Annotated in this window: 14 protein-coding genes; 2 read left to right on the top strand and 12 right to left on the bottom strand. The window is 39.3% G+C overall.

Annotated features, from left to right (window positions below):
* Positions 1-7: 7 nt before the first annotated feature.
* The 12 genes from HRT50_RS04855 to iscX form a co-directional block, all read right to left on the bottom strand.
* The gene (locus tag HRT50_RS04855; RefSeq protein ID WP_291611910.1) at positions 8-691 is read right to left on the bottom strand and encodes a PilZ domain-containing protein; all 684 of its coding nucleotides are present in this window, start codon (positions 689-691) and stop codon (positions 8-10) included.
* A 97-nt stretch (positions 692-788) separates the two neighbouring features.
* Entirely contained in the window at positions 789-2,276 is a 1,488-nt protein-coding gene (gene der, locus HRT50_RS04860; protein WP_291611912.1) for a ribosome biogenesis GTPase Der, read from the bottom strand.
* A gap of 484 nt (positions 2,277-2,760) precedes the next feature.
* The gene (gene bamB / locus HRT50_RS04865; protein ID WP_291611914.1) at positions 2,761-4,005 is read right to left on the bottom strand and encodes an outer membrane protein assembly factor BamB; all 1,245 of its coding nucleotides are present in this window, start codon (positions 4,003-4,005) and stop codon (positions 2,761-2,763) included.
* Between the two features lie 49 nt (positions 4,006-4,054).
* Positions 4,055-4,741: a tetratricopeptide repeat protein gene (locus HRT50_RS04870; RefSeq protein WP_291611917.1), complete on the bottom strand. Its 687-nt coding sequence runs from the start codon at positions 4,739-4,741 to the stop codon at positions 4,055-4,057.
* A 23-nt stretch (positions 4,742-4,764) separates the two neighbouring features.
* Positions 4,765-6,045, bottom strand: a complete 1,281-nt coding sequence (gene hisS, locus HRT50_RS04875; protein WP_291611919.1) for a histidine--tRNA ligase — start codon at positions 6,043-6,045, stop codon at positions 4,765-4,767.
* Positions 6,046-6,223: 178 nt separating this feature from the next.
* A complete protein-coding gene (ispG, locus tag HRT50_RS04880; protein WP_291611921.1) occupies positions 6,224-7,354 on the bottom strand; it encodes a flavodoxin-dependent (E)-4-hydroxy-3-methylbut-2-enyl-diphosphate synthase in 1,131 nt (376 codons plus the stop codon).
* Between the two features lie 80 nt (positions 7,355-7,434).
* Positions 7,435-8,418, bottom strand: coding sequence for a RodZ domain-containing protein (locus HRT50_RS04885; protein ID WP_291611922.1), 984 nt, complete (start codon positions 8,416-8,418; stop codon positions 7,435-7,437).
* A complete protein-coding gene (pilW, locus tag HRT50_RS04890) occupies positions 8,411-10,180 on the bottom strand; it encodes a type IV pilus biogenesis/stability protein PilW (protein WP_291611924.1) in 1,770 nt (589 codons plus the stop codon). The genes HRT50_RS04885 and pilW overlap by 8 nt, the downstream gene beginning before the upstream one ends.
* 246 nt (positions 10,181-10,426) lie before the next feature.
* Entirely contained in the window at positions 10,427-11,599 is a 1,173-nt protein-coding gene (locus tag HRT50_RS04895; protein WP_291611927.1) for a bifunctional tRNA (adenosine(37)-C2)-methyltransferase TrmG/ribosomal RNA large subunit methyltransferase RlmN, read from the bottom strand.
* A 295-nt stretch (positions 11,600-11,894) separates the two neighbouring features.
* Positions 11,895-12,326: a nucleoside-diphosphate kinase gene (gene ndk / locus HRT50_RS04900; RefSeq protein WP_291611929.1), complete on the bottom strand. Its 432-nt coding sequence runs from the start codon at positions 12,324-12,326 to the stop codon at positions 11,895-11,897.
* 183 nt (positions 12,327-12,509) lie between these two features.
* Positions 12,510-14,198, bottom strand: coding sequence for an NAD-dependent malic enzyme (locus HRT50_RS04905; protein ID WP_291611931.1), 1,689 nt, complete (start codon positions 14,196-14,198; stop codon positions 12,510-12,512).
* A 260-nt stretch (positions 14,199-14,458) separates the two neighbouring features.
* Positions 14,459-14,665 carry a Fe-S cluster assembly protein IscX gene (gene iscX / locus HRT50_RS04910; RefSeq protein WP_291611933.1) on the bottom strand — a complete coding sequence of 69 codons (207 nt, stop codon included), beginning with the start codon at positions 14,663-14,665 and terminating at the stop codon, positions 14,459-14,461.
* A 634-nt stretch (positions 14,666-15,299) separates the two neighbouring features.
* On the opposite strand from iscX, the gene HRT50_RS04915 reads away from it, so the two are divergent.
* Positions 15,300-15,758 (top strand): Lrp/AsnC family transcriptional regulator, encoded by a 459-nt coding sequence (locus HRT50_RS04915; RefSeq protein ID WP_291611935.1) that lies wholly within the window; start codon positions 15,300-15,302, stop codon positions 15,756-15,758.
* 500 nt (positions 15,759-16,258) lie between these two features.
* Positions 16,259-18,832: a TonB-dependent receptor gene (locus HRT50_RS04920; protein ID WP_291611937.1), complete on the top strand. Its 2,574-nt coding sequence runs from the start codon at positions 16,259-16,261 to the stop codon at positions 18,830-18,832.
* Positions 18,833-19,018 lie beyond the last annotated feature (186 nt).

Below are 19,018 nucleotides of genomic sequence, written 5' to 3' on the forward strand. Positions count from 1 at the left end.
AAGTAGACTAGTAATCATGTGCTAGCGCTTGATAAAGCAATTCAATAACTTGTTGCTTACTCACTTTATTAAACTTAACCCCAAAAGAGAGACCATCAATTTGCTGTTTAATATTGCAAATGGTGGCGTTGAGTTTAATATTATTTTCCCCTTCACCTGTTTCCACCACAATATCGATAACTTTATCTTCTGCCAAAACCAACTGTTCGCCATTGATAATATCTAGCTGGCCACCATCAACCGATACGTTAGTCATGGTTGTTTGCCAGTAAACGTCATCAATTTTTACTTTAGCGTAAATGTGGGTATCAATACGCACAGAGGAACGTAATTGTTGTAAGGTCACGGTATTAGGGATATCTAACACCATAATACGTGAGGGTATTTGCAAGGTTTGTCTAACGCTGCTAATAAAAGCCACCGCAGCGCCATCACGACCTTCAATAAGGCCACGGACAGTGATCACTGTGCCTTGAGAAATATATTGAGAAAACGCACCTAATTTGGTCGCATCGGGATATTCAATTAGTACATACTTCTTAGGTAAGTAACCAATATAAAAGGTATGGAACTTTCTTTTTTGACCTGCAGGGGTACAGATATCAATAGTGATAGGCGCACCCGCTTTTAGATAAGCTAAATTACGCACAGAAGGTTTTTTTGGATTGGTTAAAATTGCTTGTCCTGCCATATTTTTCAATAAGATCAAACGTGGAACGTATCTATAACCTTAATTAAATAAAACAGAAATTGCAACTTACTGTAAGCACAGTAAGTTGCAACAAACGTTAATCTTTTTTATAACCTTGTGTTAATCGAGCAATTTTCTTTTGCTGGGTATAGGTTAACTTTTTCTTACCGGCAAATGGATTCAAGGTGTCTTTAAACTGAATACGAATAGGTGTACCCATCATTTTTAACGACTTACGATAGTAGTTCATTAAATAACGTTTATAAGACATTGGCAATTTCTTCGCCAAGTTACCATGAACGATAATAATAGGTGGGTTATAACCACCTGCATGGGCATATTTAAGTTTAATACGACGCCCTTGGTGCATTGGTGGTTGGTGATCAAAAACCGCCATATCAAGTATTTTAGTTACCATAGCGGTAGAAATACGTTTTGTTGCTGAAACAAATGCTTCTTCCACTGATTCATACAAGTGACCAACACCGGTACCGTGTAATGCAGAAATAAAATGTATACGGGCAAAGTCGATAAAGCCTAAACGTCTATCAAGCTCTGTCTTAATACGATCTTTTTCATGATCCTCTAAGCCATCCCATTTATTTACCGCTAAAACTAAAGAACGTCCTGCTTCAAGAATAAAGCCCAGTAAGCTTAAATCTTGATCACTAATACCTTCTTGCGCATCAATAATAAGTAGACAAACGTTAGCATCTTCAATGGCACGTAAGGTTTTAATCACCGAGTATTTTTCTACCACGTCAGTAACATTTTTACGACGACGAATACCCGCAGTATCAATTAAGGTATATTCGCGGCCATTACGCTCCATTGGAATATAAACACTATCACGTGTAGTACCTGGCATATCATAAACAACAACACGTTCTTCACCCAGAATACGGTTAGTTAGTGTTGATTTACCTACATTAGGACGACCAATGATAGCTAATTTAATTTTGTCATTTTCTTTAGGCTCATCTTCAAGCTTTTTAGCCAGCTCTTCTTCTGTTAGTTCAACCTCTACTTCATCAGAAAATTCATCATTCTCTTCACCTTCTTCTTTAGGCTCAACTGGGTTAGCCAAAGCTTCGATATGCGGGGTTAAGGCAAGCGTTAACAGTTGCGTAACACCACGACCGTGGGCAGCAGCAATTTGATGAACATGTTCACCTAAACCTAAAGAATAGAATTCGGCAACAGCTGAATCGCCATGAATACCGTCAATTTTATTAGCAACGACGAATATTTTTTTATTTTGCTTACGTAAATGATCAGCAATACCATGATCAGCTGCGGTTAAGCCATCACGAGCATCAACTAAAAACAGTACCGCATCGGCTTCTTCAATTGCCAATAGCGACTGCTCAGCCATCTTTACGTCAATGCCTTTTTCATCACCATTAATACCGCCGGTATCAATAACAATAAATGGATGTTCTTCTACTTCAGCTTGACCATATTGACGATCGCGAGTTAGACCAGGGTAATCGGCAACAAGTGCATTACGACTACGGGTTAAACGGTTAAATAACGTTGATTTACCTACATTAGGACGGCCAACAAGAGCAACTACAGGAAGCATGAGCACCTCAAAGAAATAACCATACAAGCGAGTAATGCATGGTTTTTCAGAAATATATAAAAACTAAATATCAAGAATAAAAAGCAAGACTGCTCAGTCTACTAAGTTAAAGTTGATATTGCTAAAAACAAGCAACGGCTCCGGATGCACTTTGCATAGGAGCCGTTAGTATACCAAATCAAATTAGTTTATTCACAGCTCAGAGCTATGTTTTGAAAACTAGAACAAATAAAATTTGTGATGGTCTAGTTATTCTAAATCAAACAAATTTGTGCAGTTATCGTTTTCCAAACAAGCTCCCAAGGGCGAGTTTAAAATCCTTATACCCTACGTTATTGATTTAGATAAGGGAATTACCATTACTCTCAATCAATACCTTGCCTATAAGGATTTTAATTCTCGCTGAGTGAGAAAAAACCTAATTGAATTGGTATTCATTCTAGCTGCTTTCTTTCGAAAAAGAAGTAGCTAAAAACAGTGCAACTTATTGAGCAGCACTGACAATTTTTGGTGTGATGATAGCTTGTAAATCACCATCACGAGATTGACTATATAAAACATCATCAACCACTGTTGGTGTTGAATGTATACCACTACCATCAACTTTATGACGAGAAACTATTTCACCGGTTTCTTGATCAAGCCAATGTAAGTAACCTTCAAAATCACCAACAACAATATAGTTATCAACTACGGCTGGGCCGGTAACACTTCGGTTAGTTAACTCCATGTTACTCCAGCGTTCAATACCATTGATACGATTAAGTGCATAAACGTGACCGCTGGTATTGGTAATATAAATATCATTTCGATAAACAGAAATTTGTCTAAATGATGAATATTGGCGTTTCCATAAAATGCGACCTGATTTTAAATCGATAGCAACTAGGTTGCCACGCGCAGAGATTACATAAATTTTATCACCAAAAACTACCGGCGCAGAATCAACATCAATAACACGTTCTAATTCTGTTGAACCAGTCGCTTCACCTACTTCGGTAGTCCAGCCTGCTTGGCCTTTCTCAAGGATGTAAACGGAAAGTTCACCCTTGCCTGAGCCAATCAAGACACCACCAGAGGCTATTACCGGCGTACTAATACCACGTAAGGTTAATGCCGGAACATCTTGCTCAACCTTCCACAACTCTTCACCCGTGCTGGCATCAAAAGCTTTAATTAGGCCTGAGGCAGAATTTACCACTAAGATACCTGAGTCTATCGCGGGTTGAGTTATCACTTCACCCTTAATCTTTGCTTGCCAAACTAGCTCGCCAGTCTCGGCATCTAAGGCATAAACCTTACCACTTTCAGTACCTAAGAATATTTTATTAAGACCGGCTGTCGGGCCACCAGCAACTTTAGCAGAAATTCGGCTATCCCAAAAACTACGTTCGTTATTAATATCACTTAAGTCGGCTTGCCACACTTTTTTACCACTGTCTTTATCAAAGGCAATCACATCGCCCATACGACTAGCGCTATAAACTTTGTTGTACGCAACGATAGGTTTTAGCCGTGAAAAATAATCATCAACGCCATCACCAACACTGCGATCCCATAATACTTCGACATCAAAAGCATTCTCTAAGTCTGAAAGCTCTGCCACTTTAGTACTAGGATCTTCATCATCATTTGAAGAACAAGCCAGTAAACTTGCAGACAACAAGACAATGGCTAGTGCCTTTTTAGCACTAAAGTTCTTAAAAATTTTATGTTCAAAATAACGCATAGTTTGCCTTTTAACTAAAATAAATGAGTGTGCCAAATAACCGGGTAAGTTACTTATCTTCAGACTCAGTTACTACGGGCTCTGCTACTACTTTCTTAGTAGTAGGCAATGTAATTACTTGAGCTAAATCATCTAATTTAATTTGTAAACTTGGGCTGGTCGCTATACCGTCAGCAGCAATCGCAGTTTGATAGGCATTGCGAGCAAGGTCTTTTTTACCTTGTTGTAAATACGCATCACCTTTAATTTCTTCAATAGCTGCGGTAAATGCTTCAGGTAAATTGTTATTTAAGGTAGCAAAAGCTTGTGAGTATTGCTCAAGCTGCACTTGTACTCGCGCTAGACGTAAGCTAGCAATGGCTTTAATACCATCAGTTGGCGCAGATTCTATCGCAGTGGTTAGCTGTTTTTCAACTTGCGTCCAATCTTTATGGGTCGCTGACTCTTTTGCTAGCGCCAATGCCGTTAAAGACACATAGCTATTGTTACCATTTTCACTGATAAACTTCTCGCCATTTTCAGTAAAAGCTTTAGCGTCAGTAGCGCTTTGTTCCATAAGCGTTTGATAGCTGTCTGAAACAGCAAGCTCTTGCTCAAGCTGGTTATCTTGATAAAAATTAAAACCGATAAAACCGGCGAAACCTAAAAAGATACCAGCACTGATTGTCATACCATTTTTTGCCCAGTAACCTTTAATGGCTTCTACTTGTTGTTCTTCCGTTTGATAAATTTCCACTACTTCACCTTGGCTTAAAGCCCTTAAATTAATTCAGTTAACAAGCTAGAAACTTGATTAAAGTCCACGCTTTGTTGTTCTTTTTGACCGCGTAGGTATTTCACCATAACTTGCTCTTGAGCAATTTCATCATCACCCAGTATTAACGCTATTTGTGCGCCAGACTTATCGGCACGCTTTAATTGTTTTTTCATATTGCCACCACCACAGTGACACTGCAATCTAATATCTGGCACTTGATCACGCCATTGTTCAGCTAACTTGTTTGCTATCACTTGCGCATCATCACCTAAGATAACCACATAGGCATCTACTTGTGCGCGAGTATTAGTAACTTTATCTAACTCCGTTAGCATTAACACTAAACGTTCGATACCTAAAGCAAAGCCAAAGGCTGGCGTTGCTTTACCACCAAGTTGTTCAACTAAACCATCATAACGGCCACCAGCACAAATAGTACCTTGTGCGCCTAATGTTGTTGTAACCCATTCAAATACGGTGCGGTTATAATAATCTAAACCACGTACTAGACGTTCATTTAAAACGTAGTTAACACCTGCGGCATCTAATCGAGCACATAAGGTATCAAAATGCGCTTGCGTTTCTTCACCAAAATGATCAGACAACTTAGGTGCATTAGTCAATGCTTCTTGAACTTTTGGGTTCTTACTGTCTAACACTCTTAACGGGTTAGTGTGCATACGACGTTTAGAGTCATCATCAAGTAACTCTTCATGCTCAATTAAATAAGCAATCAAGGCTTCACGATAATTAGCACGCTCATCGTTTGATCCTAATGAATTCAACTCTAGTGTGACAAACTCATTGATGCCAAGTTCCTTCCATAAACGCGCTGTCAGTAAAATAATTTCAGCATCTATGTCAGGAGTCGCTATACCAAAGGCTTCCAGGCCGAATTGGTGAAACTGGCGATAACGACCTTTTTGTGGTCTTTCGTGGCGAAACATAGGTCCCATATACCAAAGACGCTGCTCTTGGTTATACAGTAAGCCATGTTGAACACCCGCGCGAACACAACTCGCAGTACCTTCTGGACGTAGCGTTAAGCTATCACCATTAAGGTCATCAAAAGTGTACATTTCTTTTTCAACAATATCGGTGACTTCACCAATACCGCGTTTAAATAGTGCGGTTGACTCAACAATGGGCATGCGAATTTCAGCAAAACCATAATTACTGGCAACGCGGCGCAGTACCGCTTCAACCATTTGCCAAGTACTTGTTTCACTGGGAAGGCAATCGTTCATACCACGAATTGCTTGTAGAGCCTTTTGTTTAGCCACTGATGGGTCTCTCTTTCTTATTCTTAGGTAAAGCTGAGGCTTGCCATATTAGACATAGCTATCAGCGCTTACGTTTAATTAATATATTAAGTGCTGTGTTAAATTTGCGCAGCGCGCAGTATACCTAATAACAGAGCGCTAATAAACTTATGCTTTATTTGTTGGTTCATATCAGAAGTTAATCGACAGATTTAAAGTCAATTTTATTCTTTTCATCTTGGCGTTCATTTATCGCGTGTGCTTTAGCACGGATGCGCTGTTCAAGTTGATCAACCAGGTTATTATTATCAAAGCGCTCTTTTTGACGTATGCCATCTAAATAAAAGCCACTTTTTTTACTGCTACCGGTTAAGCCAAGATCTGACACCATGGCTTCGCCTGGGCCATTAACAATACAGCCAATAATGGATACATCCATCGGCGTCATAATATCTTCAATACGCTGCTCTAAGGCATTGACCGTTGACACCACATCGAACTCTTGACGGGAGCAACTTGGACAAGCAATCAAATTAATACCACGACTACGTAATTTCAATGACTTTAAAATATCAAAGCCTACTTTGATTTCTTCAATTGGGTCTGCCGCCAATGAAATACGTAAGGTATCACCAATGCCTTGTGCTAATAATATGCCCAAACCTACCGATGATTTTACCGAACCAGAACGTAAGCCGCCCGCTTCGGTAATTCCTAAATGTAATGGATTATCAATTTGTTTAGCTAATAATTTATATGACTCAACCGCAAGAAAAACATCCGATGCTTTGACACTGACTTTAAACTGATCGAAGTTCAACCTGTCGAGAATATCAACATGACGCATAGCCGACTCGAACAGTGCTTCAGCTGTTGGCTCTTTATACTTTTCTTGAATATCTTTCTCTAATGAGCCGCCATTAACACCGATACGAATAGGGATATTATTATCCCTAGCACTATCAACCACACTGCGAATTCGACTTTCATTGCCAATATTACCCGGATTAATTCGTAAACAATCAGCGCCATACTCGGCAACTTTTAAGGCGATACGGTAATCAAAGTGAATATCTGCCACTAAAGGCACATTGACTTGTTTTTTGATTTCACGAAACGCTTCTGCAGCATCCATGGTTGGTACACTTACACGGACGATATCGGCCCCAACAGCTTCCAATGCCTTGATTTGTGCAACTGTTGCGGCAACGTCTGTGGTCGATGTATTAGTCATTGATTGCACAGTAATAGGTGCATCACCACCAACAGGGACATTACCGACCATGATTTGGCGAGAGACGCGACGTATAATTGGAGATTCTTTAAACATAATTTTTCTTTATATAAAGGGAGTTACTTAACTCAAAAGCAAGTGCTAATAATTAGTCAACAGCACCTATTCAGCAATGCTTACTCAGCAATGATAGGTAATTTAAATTTAGCAATATTACCATCATCAAACGCTGACATATCTATTGGCTTGCCGTTAAAAACAATACTGGTTAACTCAGGTTTACCTACGGTAATACTTAGTGGCGCTTTACCTTCAATGGTCATTACATAACCTGCCTTTTTAACACCCCAGGCAATACGTTCACCGGTAGCATCATAAATGTTGACCCAGCAATCTCCTTTAAAAGTAAACACCGCGGTACTTATCTCTGGCACCTGTGGCTGAGGCGTTTCACTGACGATTAGCTCAGGCGAGACAGCTGGGATTTCAGAAACTGCAGCACTGTTTAAGGTCTCATTTTCACTCTTCTGTCCAATAATTTGAACGTCATTAGCAACTGAAGCAGTATCATCACTTAAAGAGCCCGGTACAACAGCAGTAGCGGCTTGTTCATCGCTAATTTTTTCAACGTTAACCGCTTGAGAGTCAGCAGTGATACTCACAGAGTTAGCCGCTTGCTGGCTACTCTCTTGCTGCCACCATAAAACGGTTAATCCCACTAAAACAGCGACGATAAGGTAGCTTAACCACATAACACGACTGTGCTCAGCTTGTTTAGTAGTTTCATTCGAAAAACTCAACATTTCACTGCGCTGAATACTGGCGGCATCTAATGCATCATAGCTTGCCAAGATATCTTCTACTTCAACAGCAACTAATTTAGCATAATTAACTAGATAGCCGCGGATGAAAGTAACCGGCGTTGATGGCGAAAAAATATCGTTTTCAATATCGTTAACCAAATCGACCTTAAAGTTCAGTTTACTGGATATATGTTCTTGAGAGAGAGATAGCGCTTTTCGAGCTTCACGTAACATGGCTCCTGGACTTACCATTTCCATGTCTTCACTCAGTTCGGTAACTTGTTCAGTCATTTGTTCGGTGATAGTGCTTTGTTGTTCTTTATCTGGTTTTCCAGTCGGAGCTAGATCATTAATCATTAATATTTTTCACTGTTTGAGGGTCAACCACATAAAGCTTATCGCCTATACGGATTTTATTTTTTTCGGAGATATGATTCCACTTACGTAATGCTTTTAACTTGACGTTATATTTTACCGAAATATTGTAAAGGTTCTCACCTGGACTTACTGTATGCAAAGCATCTTGGACAGCAACTGTTTCAATATCATTGACCAAAGCTTCGGCCAAAATAACGCTTGATACTGAAGCTGCGGCTAACACTGGATCAGCTGTCGTTAGTAGCCCCTCTTCAACATTAGCTTGTGCTTTAATAACATCAGTTTCAGGCGTTTCCATTTCAGCAACGAGAGTTTCTGCTTCAACGTTTTCCGGTAAGGCTTCAGGTAAAGGCACATCACGTTTTGCGGGTATAGGCTTAGTAGAAGTCGGTTCAATTGTAGCTGGTACTGGTTGAGTAACTACTGCGCTTATTGCCACTACTGATGTAGCCGTTGTCTCAAGGTCTACGACTTCTTTGCTGATAGTATTAATTTCTTCAGCATTCGTTAATGTTGTGTCAGTTGCTGTGATGTCAGTTTTAACTACTGTGCTGTTAGTTATTGGCATACTTGTCGCGGCAACCGTACCCGCTACCGTAGCAGAGAGCAAAGCGGTTCCTGAGCCAAGTACAGCTTGTGTTGCACTTGTGGCCAGCTGTGGCGCAGTTGTTACTATAGGCATAGCGGCCACTGCAGGTGTAGCTACCACTACCGGCGAAGATGTCATTGCCGTTGTAGCTGTTACTGATGCTGTTGGCACTTTCGCTATTTTAGCGACCTCAGGGAGTTCATTACTACTTTTAGCAGGACTAGCTGTTTTAACACTAGTGGTATAGGGCGAATTATTTACTTTTCTAGGAGAAAGTTTTACCACACGTTTATTACTGCTGGGTGATAAACGATTTTTTTCTCTTTGACTTACTTGGTATTTTCGCGCTAAATCATCCGCTTCAATAAATTCTAAGTCATTGAGTAGGTATTGCTTACCTTCCCATGATTGAGGGTACATTTTCACTAACATATTCGCGTAATTTGTTGCCGTGCGACGCTGGCCTAATTTCCAATATAATTTATAGGCTAGTGCTAATGAGTCGGCAGTAAAGCGCCGAGTGTGTCGTTCAAATTTATGTAAAAAACGCTTAGCTTCTTGGTAATCGGTCATGGCATATTGCATGCGAACCATTTGCAATAAAGTTCTTGTTCGATTTGGGCTATGGAATATAGCCTTATTCAAATATATTTCCGCTTTTTCAAAGTCATCATTTTCTAAATAACAGGAGGCAAGGTTTTCATAGCTTTGTGAAACCAAGATATAACTAGGCACAGCAATCGCTTTTAAAAACTGAACTTCGGCATCGGCAAGTTTATCTTGTCGACATAAAAACACCCCATAGTTATTTAAGGTATCTGCACTGTCTGCTTTAATTGATAAAGCTCGTTCAAATGAGCCAATAGCAAGTTCACTTTCACCTACTGTTTCATAATAGTGAGCAAATGCCGTATGCACTTGTACTAAGTTTGGAGAAAAACCTTTCGCTTTTTCTAAATTGAGCTTAGCTTGGGACATGTCGCCCATTTTTAGGTAGCCTAGCCCTAAAGCAATACGGGTTGCCGCCATTTCATCACGACTAGCTTGGTTTTTTACAATAGGTTCATTATTTTCAAAGCTCTGGGTAACACAACCACTTAACAGCGATATTAAAAGCGCAGTCAAAAGTGTCGGAAAAATATATTTAGCCATAGCTTTATCCATAATATGCAATGTATTAATCGCCTCTAATTATTGTACCAATGTCACTACTCAGTGAGTATTTTCAAATAGTTATCTAACCAAAACCATTGTTTTTTCAGTGTCAATGGCCGGCTATTGCTCAATCGATTACCTTGTTCATGACCATCTATTGTTATTGCTTCTGGTAAATTTGAAGCGGTAACATAATTAATGAAATTTCAAGTATTTTTCACTATAAAAACAGTGCGCTAATGCTTAGATTGATTTGATAGAGATAGTGTCAGTTTTAGGCTGATCTTTCAATGAACTTATTTCAACGTTTTTTGCAGCATTCTTTGCGCTAATAAATGCACTACGTTTAGTTCTATCTATAACATCACCGGCCAATTGACCACAAGCAGCATCAATATCACCACCACGAGTACGCCTAGTAATTACCGTTAAGCCATAGCTTTGTAATACTTTATCAAAACGATCAATTCGAGAATTACTTGAACGTTTATATGGTGAACCTGGATAAGGATTAAAAGGGATCAAATTGATCTTACTTGGTAAACCTTTTAAAGCATGTGCCAGCTCGTGTGCTTGATCGGTACTGTCATTAACATGATCAAGCATAACGTATTCTATGGTTGCTTCTTTGTTTGCTTTTGAGCCATCTATATAGCGTCCGGCTGCGGCAAGAAAATCTTCCAATGGATATTTTTTATTGATTGGCACTAACTCATCACGCAACTTATTATTTGGCGCATGAATAGAGATAGCTAAGGCACAATCAATTTTTTCTTTAAGCATGTCTAATGCTGGCACTACACCAGAGGTACTTACCGTTACTCGACGTTTGGACAAACCATAGCCTAAATCGTTCAACATGGTATCAAGCGCAGGTATTAAATTTTTCATATTTAATAGCGGTTCCCCCATGCCCATCATGACAATGTTGGTTATTGGACGAGTACCGGCAATACGGGTTGCACCGATATCATTGGCAACACGCCACACTTGGCCAATAATTTCAGCCATAGATAAATTGCGATTGAAGCCTTGTTGAGCGGTAGCACAGAAAGTACATTCTAATGCACAGCCAACTTGAGACGAGACACACAAGGTGGCACGATCATTTTCAGGGATCCAAACAGTTTCAATTTCTTGACCGCCCTCAAGTCTTAACGAATATTTAATAGTTCCGTCAACTGACACTTGTTTTTCAGAAATTTCAGGGGCTGTTATCACACAATTGCGCTGTAACTTTTCCCGTAGCTTCTTATTGATATTGGTCATTAGCTCAAAGTCGCTGTAGCCAAAGTGATAAATCCACTTCATCATTTGATCGGCCCTAAATGGTTTTTCGCCAATAGATTCAAAGTATTCACGCATACCTTTATGATCAAAATTAAGTAGGTTTACTTTACTGTTTACATCACTCATACAACAAACTCTCAATAACTAAAATTAAACTACTCAATAAAGCAGCCTAAAAAACAAGGCGCACATTGTACACTTTTCAAGCAACAATCGCAATTTTACTGGTTATCTTAAGCGAATTTATAATCCACTTAAAATAATAAAAGGATTTTACTGACACTCAGTAAAATCCTTTCAATTTAATTCATGCTTTAAGCAAAGCAAGCGAAATGAATTCTAGAAGGCTGCACGGAGTTGACGCTAGTCAATGAGTACAGCCGACAACGAAATCGTGAGCTTTGCGAAAATTAAAAATGAATTAACGAGTACGTGAACAAACTTCTTCGTCTGAGAAGAAGTAAGCAATTTCACGTGCAGCAGATTCTAAAGCGTCAGAACCGTGAGCAGCATTTTCGTCGATGCTATCAGCAAGATCAGCACGGATAGTACCAGCAAGTGCTTCAGCTGGGTTAGTAGCACCCATGATTTCACGGTTTTTAAGAACAGCGTTTTCGCCTTCTAAAACTTGAACCATAACTGGACCTGAAGTCATGAACTCAACTAAAGCACCAAAGAAAGGACGTTCGCTATGTTCAGCGTAGAAACCTTCAGCTTTTTCTTTGCTTAAGTGGATCATTTTAGAAGCAACGATTTTTAAACCAGCAGTTTCAAAACGATTGTAGATTTGACCGATGAAGTTTTTAGCAACTGCGTCTGGTTTTACGATAGAAAAAGTACGTTCGATAGCCATGATAAGCCCTTTTAAGTTGTATTAATTTAAGTTGAAAATTTAAATATGTCGTTAGCCATTTATTTAAATGGCTAAAAATTTGGGCGCATTATAGACGAAAGTAGACGAAAAAACTAATGATATCGCGTCAAAGCAACATCATTAGTTTAATTAGCTAGTCCCAATTGACAGTGTTTTTGTGGCTTAAGCACTAGTCCGGCGATATTCGCGGTAAACCGGTTTCCAGAAGCTTAGCTCTATTTTGGCAAGTAACTCTTCGTCACTCATAGCTAGGGCTAAGTTTTGCTTAAAAGCAACTTTCGCAATCGCAAAAGCAATGTCTTTACTTAATTGCGCAATGGCGGTTAACGGCGGTAGTAATTGATCCGATTCATTATTAGCTAGCGGTGAAGCCGACGCTAAGGTTTCACTGGCCACTTTTAACATATCATCGGTAATACGTGTGATATTTGCTGAAACAACACCCAAGCCAATACCTGGGAAGATATAACTATTATTACACTGGGCAATAGGGAAAGTTTTCCCTTGATATTCAACCGGCGAAAATGGGCTACCCGTGGCAATAATAACTTGTCCTTTGGTCCAATTAATTACTTGACTAGGAGTTGCTTCTACTTGACGTGAAGGGTTACTTAACGGGAAGATAATTGGTCTATCACAATGAGATTTCATCGCGGTAATAACTTCTTCGGTAAACAAACCTGCTTGTCCTGAAACACCGATAAGAATATCAGGTTTAGCGCCATGCATGACTTCAACAAGTGAGGCAAACTCGCCAGTAATATCCCAAGAGGCAAGAGCGTCCTTGTTTTGTACTAATTTTTGTTGGAAATCGCGAAGATTTGCCATACCTTGTGTTAGCAAGCCAAATCTATCGACCATAAATACTTGGCTACGCGCTTTTTCAGGGGAAAGGCCTTCACTGACCATCTGGCTGATAATTTGTTCGGCAATACCACAACCCGCTGAGCCAGCACCAACAAAAGCAACGCTCTGCTCTGATAATTTAGATCCTGTACTACGACAGGCAGCAAGTAAAGTTCCGACCGTAACGGCAGCCGTTCCTTGAATATCGTCATTAAAACAACAAATTCTATCTTTATAACGCTGTAATAAAGGCATGGCATTCGGTTGAGCAAAATCTTCAAACTGCAATAAAACCTGCGGCCAGCGACGTTTAACTGCGCTGATAAATAACTCTAAAAATTCATCATATGAGTCTTGGTCGATACGTTTATGACGTGCGCCCATGTACATAGGATCGTCTAATAACTTCTGGTTATTAGTACCAACATCAAGCATCACAGGTAAAGTATGGGCGGGACTTATACCACCACAAGCGGTGTAAAGAGAAAGCTTGCCAATAGGAATACCCATACCGCCGATACCTTGGTCGCCAAGGCCCAAAATGCGTTCGCCATCGGTAACTACAATCACTTTTACTTTATTTTTAGTGGCATTACGCAACATATCATCAATATTGAATCTATCTTCGTAAGAAATAAATAAACCACGTGAGCTACGATAAATATCAGAAAATTGTTCACAAGCATCGCCAACTGTCGGGGTATAAATAATTGGCATCATATCGGCAAGGTGATTTTGCACTAATTTAAAAAACAAAGTTTCATTATTATCATGAATGGCACGTAAATAGATATGCTTGTTAATATCACTATTAAAGCAGCTGTACTGGCGATAAGCACGTGCAGCTTGTTCATCAATGGTCTCAAAGCGTGGCGGTAATAACCCTGTTAAGTTGAAACTACCGCGCTCTTCTTTGCTAAAGGCACTGCCTTTATTAAGTAAAGGGGTTTCTAATAAAGAAGGACCTGCATAATGAATATAAAGTGGGCGTTTAGATTGGGGCATTTGACTGACTGCTTATATGTTTGGTGAATGATGAATATTTACTAAATTAATTCAGCAAAGTATAGATGATATTAATCCAGCTGCAAAGCAAGAGAATGATTGAATTTGTTAAAAATATAGGGGATTTACGTGAATCGATTTGGAATAGATTTGAAAAAGACCTTTCGATTCTACTATATGAAAAATTAGCTAATTATTAATGATAAAAGTAAGGTCTTTTCTTTGAAAGATCACTAACACTAGCGTTTAGCTTCTGTGATTTAATCAACTTCGGCCATCCAAGCCAGTTGAATGGCTTCAAGCACTCGTTCACCGCAATGTTCAGGATCATCTTCAAAACGATCTAATGCAAGTACCCATTGCCTTAATTCAGTAAAGTGTAATTTGAACGGGTCAACATCATCATGTTGCTCAATTAGATCCAAAGCAATTTCTTGTGAATCACTCCATAGTAGTCCGTTTGCCATGATATTCAGCCTATACTTAACACCATTATTTTAGTGGCTTAACTAGCCACTAAAATAATAATTGAAAGAAAAATAAATCTATAATTAACATTAGTATAAGCCAGATGAATAGCAACCTAACCTTTCGACAAAAAGCACAATCGCTATGCCACCATTTTTTAAAACTCTTCATCATTAATCTACTCGTGAAATCGCTACACTTTTCTAGTAAAAACTATAATAACAACAGAATGATTCCATCGGAACTTTTAAAAGATAATACAGTGTTCCCACAGCGTAAGTATTTATATGATGCTTATTTTGGTTAAGAAAATAAATCGGTACTAAAGTAACGTTCGGCATTATCAGCCAAAATTTTCACTCTATTTTTCCCTTTAAACTCAACACGTCAGCCAACGTTCATAGACTAAATGAGTTTACTGATTTTCAGCTAAGTCACTAATATCAAATCCTTCTTTTTATTCACCCGATAAACAAAGTCATTATTATGTTTTAAATCTATAAGTTAATCCCTCCACTTTATTGGGAAATATTTGTGCCTATTTTACTATCAATTCACCACAAGGAGAAATACAATACCAAATTCCAGTGAAAATTTAGTTTTAAATTCTATTCAATAGTCATAGGTAATAAAATGGATTCTTTTGACAAGCACATTCTTAGTATTTTACAAAAAGACTGTACCCTTTCAACGAGTGACATCGCAGAGCGAGTTGGACTATCGACCACCCCTTGTTGGCGTAGAATTCAAGCAATGGAAAAATCAGGCATAATTAAGGGCCGAGTAGCGCTAGCAGATCCCGAAAAATTAAATGTTGGTCTGTCTATTTTTGTCATGGTGAAAACCAATCAGCATAATCCTGCTTGGTTAGCCACTTTTGCCAAGGTTGCTCAGGATTTCCCTGAAATTGTTGAGTTCTATCGAATGAGTGGCGATGTTGATTACTTGCTGCGCGTAGTTGTGCCCGATATGAAAGCATACGATCGCTTTTATAAAGAATTGATTACCAAGGTAGACTTTTCTGATATTAGTTCTAGTTTCGCCATGGAAGAGATTAAATACACTACAGCCTTACCCGTTGACTATATCTAAAACTGGTTAACCTCTCAGCTAAAATCTAATCAACTCAGCTATTTTTTGCATAAAAATTCACTGTATTGATTAGTAAAACAGCTTCACAACTATCATAAACTACAATTATAGTAAAATAAATAAAACTCCCCCATAAAAAAACATAAAACTATTCCCTTTTAAAACAAAGGAATAACAAACACAAACTCACATTTCATAACTTTTCACACCGATTCAAGACTCTTCAAACCGCTTAGCTTTAGATGAATGGCGTTGCACTAACTTTAACTGCCCTGTGTTAATTATTTTTCAGTTAAACGTTAGCTGGTGTGGTTGCTTTTATTAGCAAAAACCTTACTGATACAAAACAGACTGCTAATTAGTACTAACTATATTGCTGAATCTGCGTGAGTTTTGACTGCAACAAAAAAGGTCGCAAGGAGTGTATAGGTCATCATTTATGCTTAACTCTCTTTGAAAAACTATCAAGAGAACAAAAAATATAACAAGCGGAATACAAAATGAAAAACTACAAATTTAGCAAGGTGAATAACGCAGTAAAATCAGCACTTGTGCTTGGTCTACTAGTAAGTCCTACCATGGTTTTTGCCGAAGAAACCACAGAGAGTCAAGCCAATACTGAAGAAGTTGAAGTAATACAAGTTCGCGGCATTCGCGGCAGCGTGGTGAAATCATTAAACACAAAACGCTATTCCAACTCAATTGTTGATGCAGTAACGGCAGAAGACATTGGCAAATTCCCAGACCAAAATGTCGCAGAATCATTACAGCGTATAACAGGCGTATCAATTACACGTAATTTTGGTGAAGGTGAGCGCGTAAGTATCCGTGGCACAACCGAGAGCCAAAACAGGACTTTACTTAATGGTCAAGCAGTTGCCTCAGCTGACTGGTGGACCAATTCGGCGGCAAGTCGTGGTTTTAACTACACCATGCTGCCATCAGAAATTGTTTCTGGCTTAGAGGTTTACAAAACACCGGAAGCTGATATCGATGAAGGCTCAATTGGCGGTACAGTTATTGTAAGAACACGTAAGCCACTTGATTTAGAGGCAAACAAATTTGCTGGCTCTGTTTTAGCGCAATACTCTGATGTTTCTGGAGAAACAGATCCACAGCTTTCAGCCTTATATAGTTGGAAAAATGACGATGAAACTTTTGGTGCTTTGATTTCTTTAGTACGCCAAGAGCGTAACTTGCGTCGTGATGGTATTGAAGCATGGAGTTGGACAGACCGTGACATAACCATGGCTGATGGCACTGTCCATGAAGATGTATACAGCCCTGGTGGTGGTGGTTCCGCAATGTTTAGCCAAGAACGTATTCGTACAGGCGGCAACCTTACTTTGCAATATCGCCCAACTGATAGCACAGAAATAACTTTCAATGCGCTAAATAGCACTATGAAAATGGATAATGAGAACCAAAACTTCTTATGGTTACCTGGTTATGGCGGTTCACAATATACCGATATTACTATTATTGAACACGATCAAGTCGGTGCAATGGCTGTTGGTGGCACATTAGGGTTATCACCTAATGGCAACAATATTCTCGATGAAACCAAAGTACGGAATTCAAAGTTAAAAACCACCTCATATGACTTAAAAGTCGACCATGACGGTGATGTTTGGACATCAAGCATTCACTTTGGATATACCGAAGGCAGCGGTGGCTCTCAAGCTGATCGCAGTGTTGGCTGGGGTGGAAACTATGTACATAGCTATGATGCCTCGAATACTAGAGATGTAAAAACTAGCTATGCCGCCGATCCAGCTGATGGCAGTAAATGGGGGTTAGACTTTTTACGCTACGACAGTAATGACGCACAAGATGATGAAAGTTACGTACAAGTAGATTTTGGTCGCGATATCGACCTTGGTGCATTTAGCGCGATAAAATTTGGCGCTAAATATCGTGACCACGCACGTTTTAATACCAAACACACCACAGATGCCCGTGAAAATTTAGGGTGGAGCTTGGCTGATTATTCACTAGCTATGCCGAGTGACTTTTTATCAGATCAAGGCTCCGCTGGTACTTTAAAAAATTATGCTATTACCGATTCAAATAAAATCCGTAGTGAAGGTGATGCCTTAGGGTGGGATTACCGCTTACTTAAAGCGAGTACCTTTGATATCAGCGAAAAAATTACCGCTGCATATATAAAAGCAGACATAGACTCTGAAGGATTACGCGGTAACGTTGGTGTACGTTTAGTTTATACCGATCAAAGTTCTGCGGCTTATGTTGGCGCGACTGGCAGTGAGATTTGGACCAATGAGTCGACAAGTTATTTTGATATTTTACCGAGTTTAAACCTTGCGATTGACTTACAAGAAGACTTATTACTACGAATGAGTGCTGCTCGAGTTATGTCTCGTCCTGATTACGCCAAGATGACGTCTTCAACCTCATACAACAAAGAAACTCAAACCGGTACTGGTGGTAATCCAGCCATCGACCCATACCGTGCTACGCAATTTGACTTAGGTCTAGAATGGTACTTTAGTGATGCTGGTATTGTTTCAGCGGTGGTTTTCTTAAAAGACATTCAATCATTTATTGATACACAAGCAACCTTAGAGACCCACGAGGGTGTTGAGATTTTGATCAATCGTCCAGTCAACGGTAAAGGCGGTACTATTCAAGGTCTAGAGTTTGGTTACCAGCAAGAATTATATGAAGGCTTTGGCTGGTCCGCTAACTACACTTATGTCGATGGTGAAGCTAAAGACAGTGAAGGCAATAATGTCACTATCCCGGGTAACTCAGATCATACCGTTAACTTAAGTAGTTATTTTGAAACAGACACTTTTAGTGGACGAATATCTTATAACTACCGTACTGGTTATGACACAGGCGAAGGCTGGCCGGGATATGTTGCTGACTACGGTCAAGTCGATGCAAACCTTTCTTATAACCTTAATGAGAACATTACTTTTATTATTGAAGGTATTAACTTAACCGATGAGAAAACCTTTAGTTACCAAGAAAAAGGCGTTGAACAAGCCTTAACCGGTTATTACGCCGATGGCCGTAGACTTGTTGCAGGTGTTCGCTTTAACTTTTAGTAAGCCATGACTATTAAAAGTTAAAGCAATATGTCGCTAGTAGTTTCTCCCCTTACTAGCGACACTTCATAGCCAAGTGACTTCGAAACTTGAGGTTATTTGGCTATGACCAAGATAAGGGTTTTCTCTTACACACACTCTTGGTTTTTTCGCGAGTTTTAGCCGTTAGGCTAAAACTCGTTTTTT

Source organism: Colwellia sp., from assembly GCF_013215345.1.
Lineage (GTDB): Bacteria > Pseudomonadota > Gammaproteobacteria > Enterobacterales > Alteromonadaceae > Colwellia.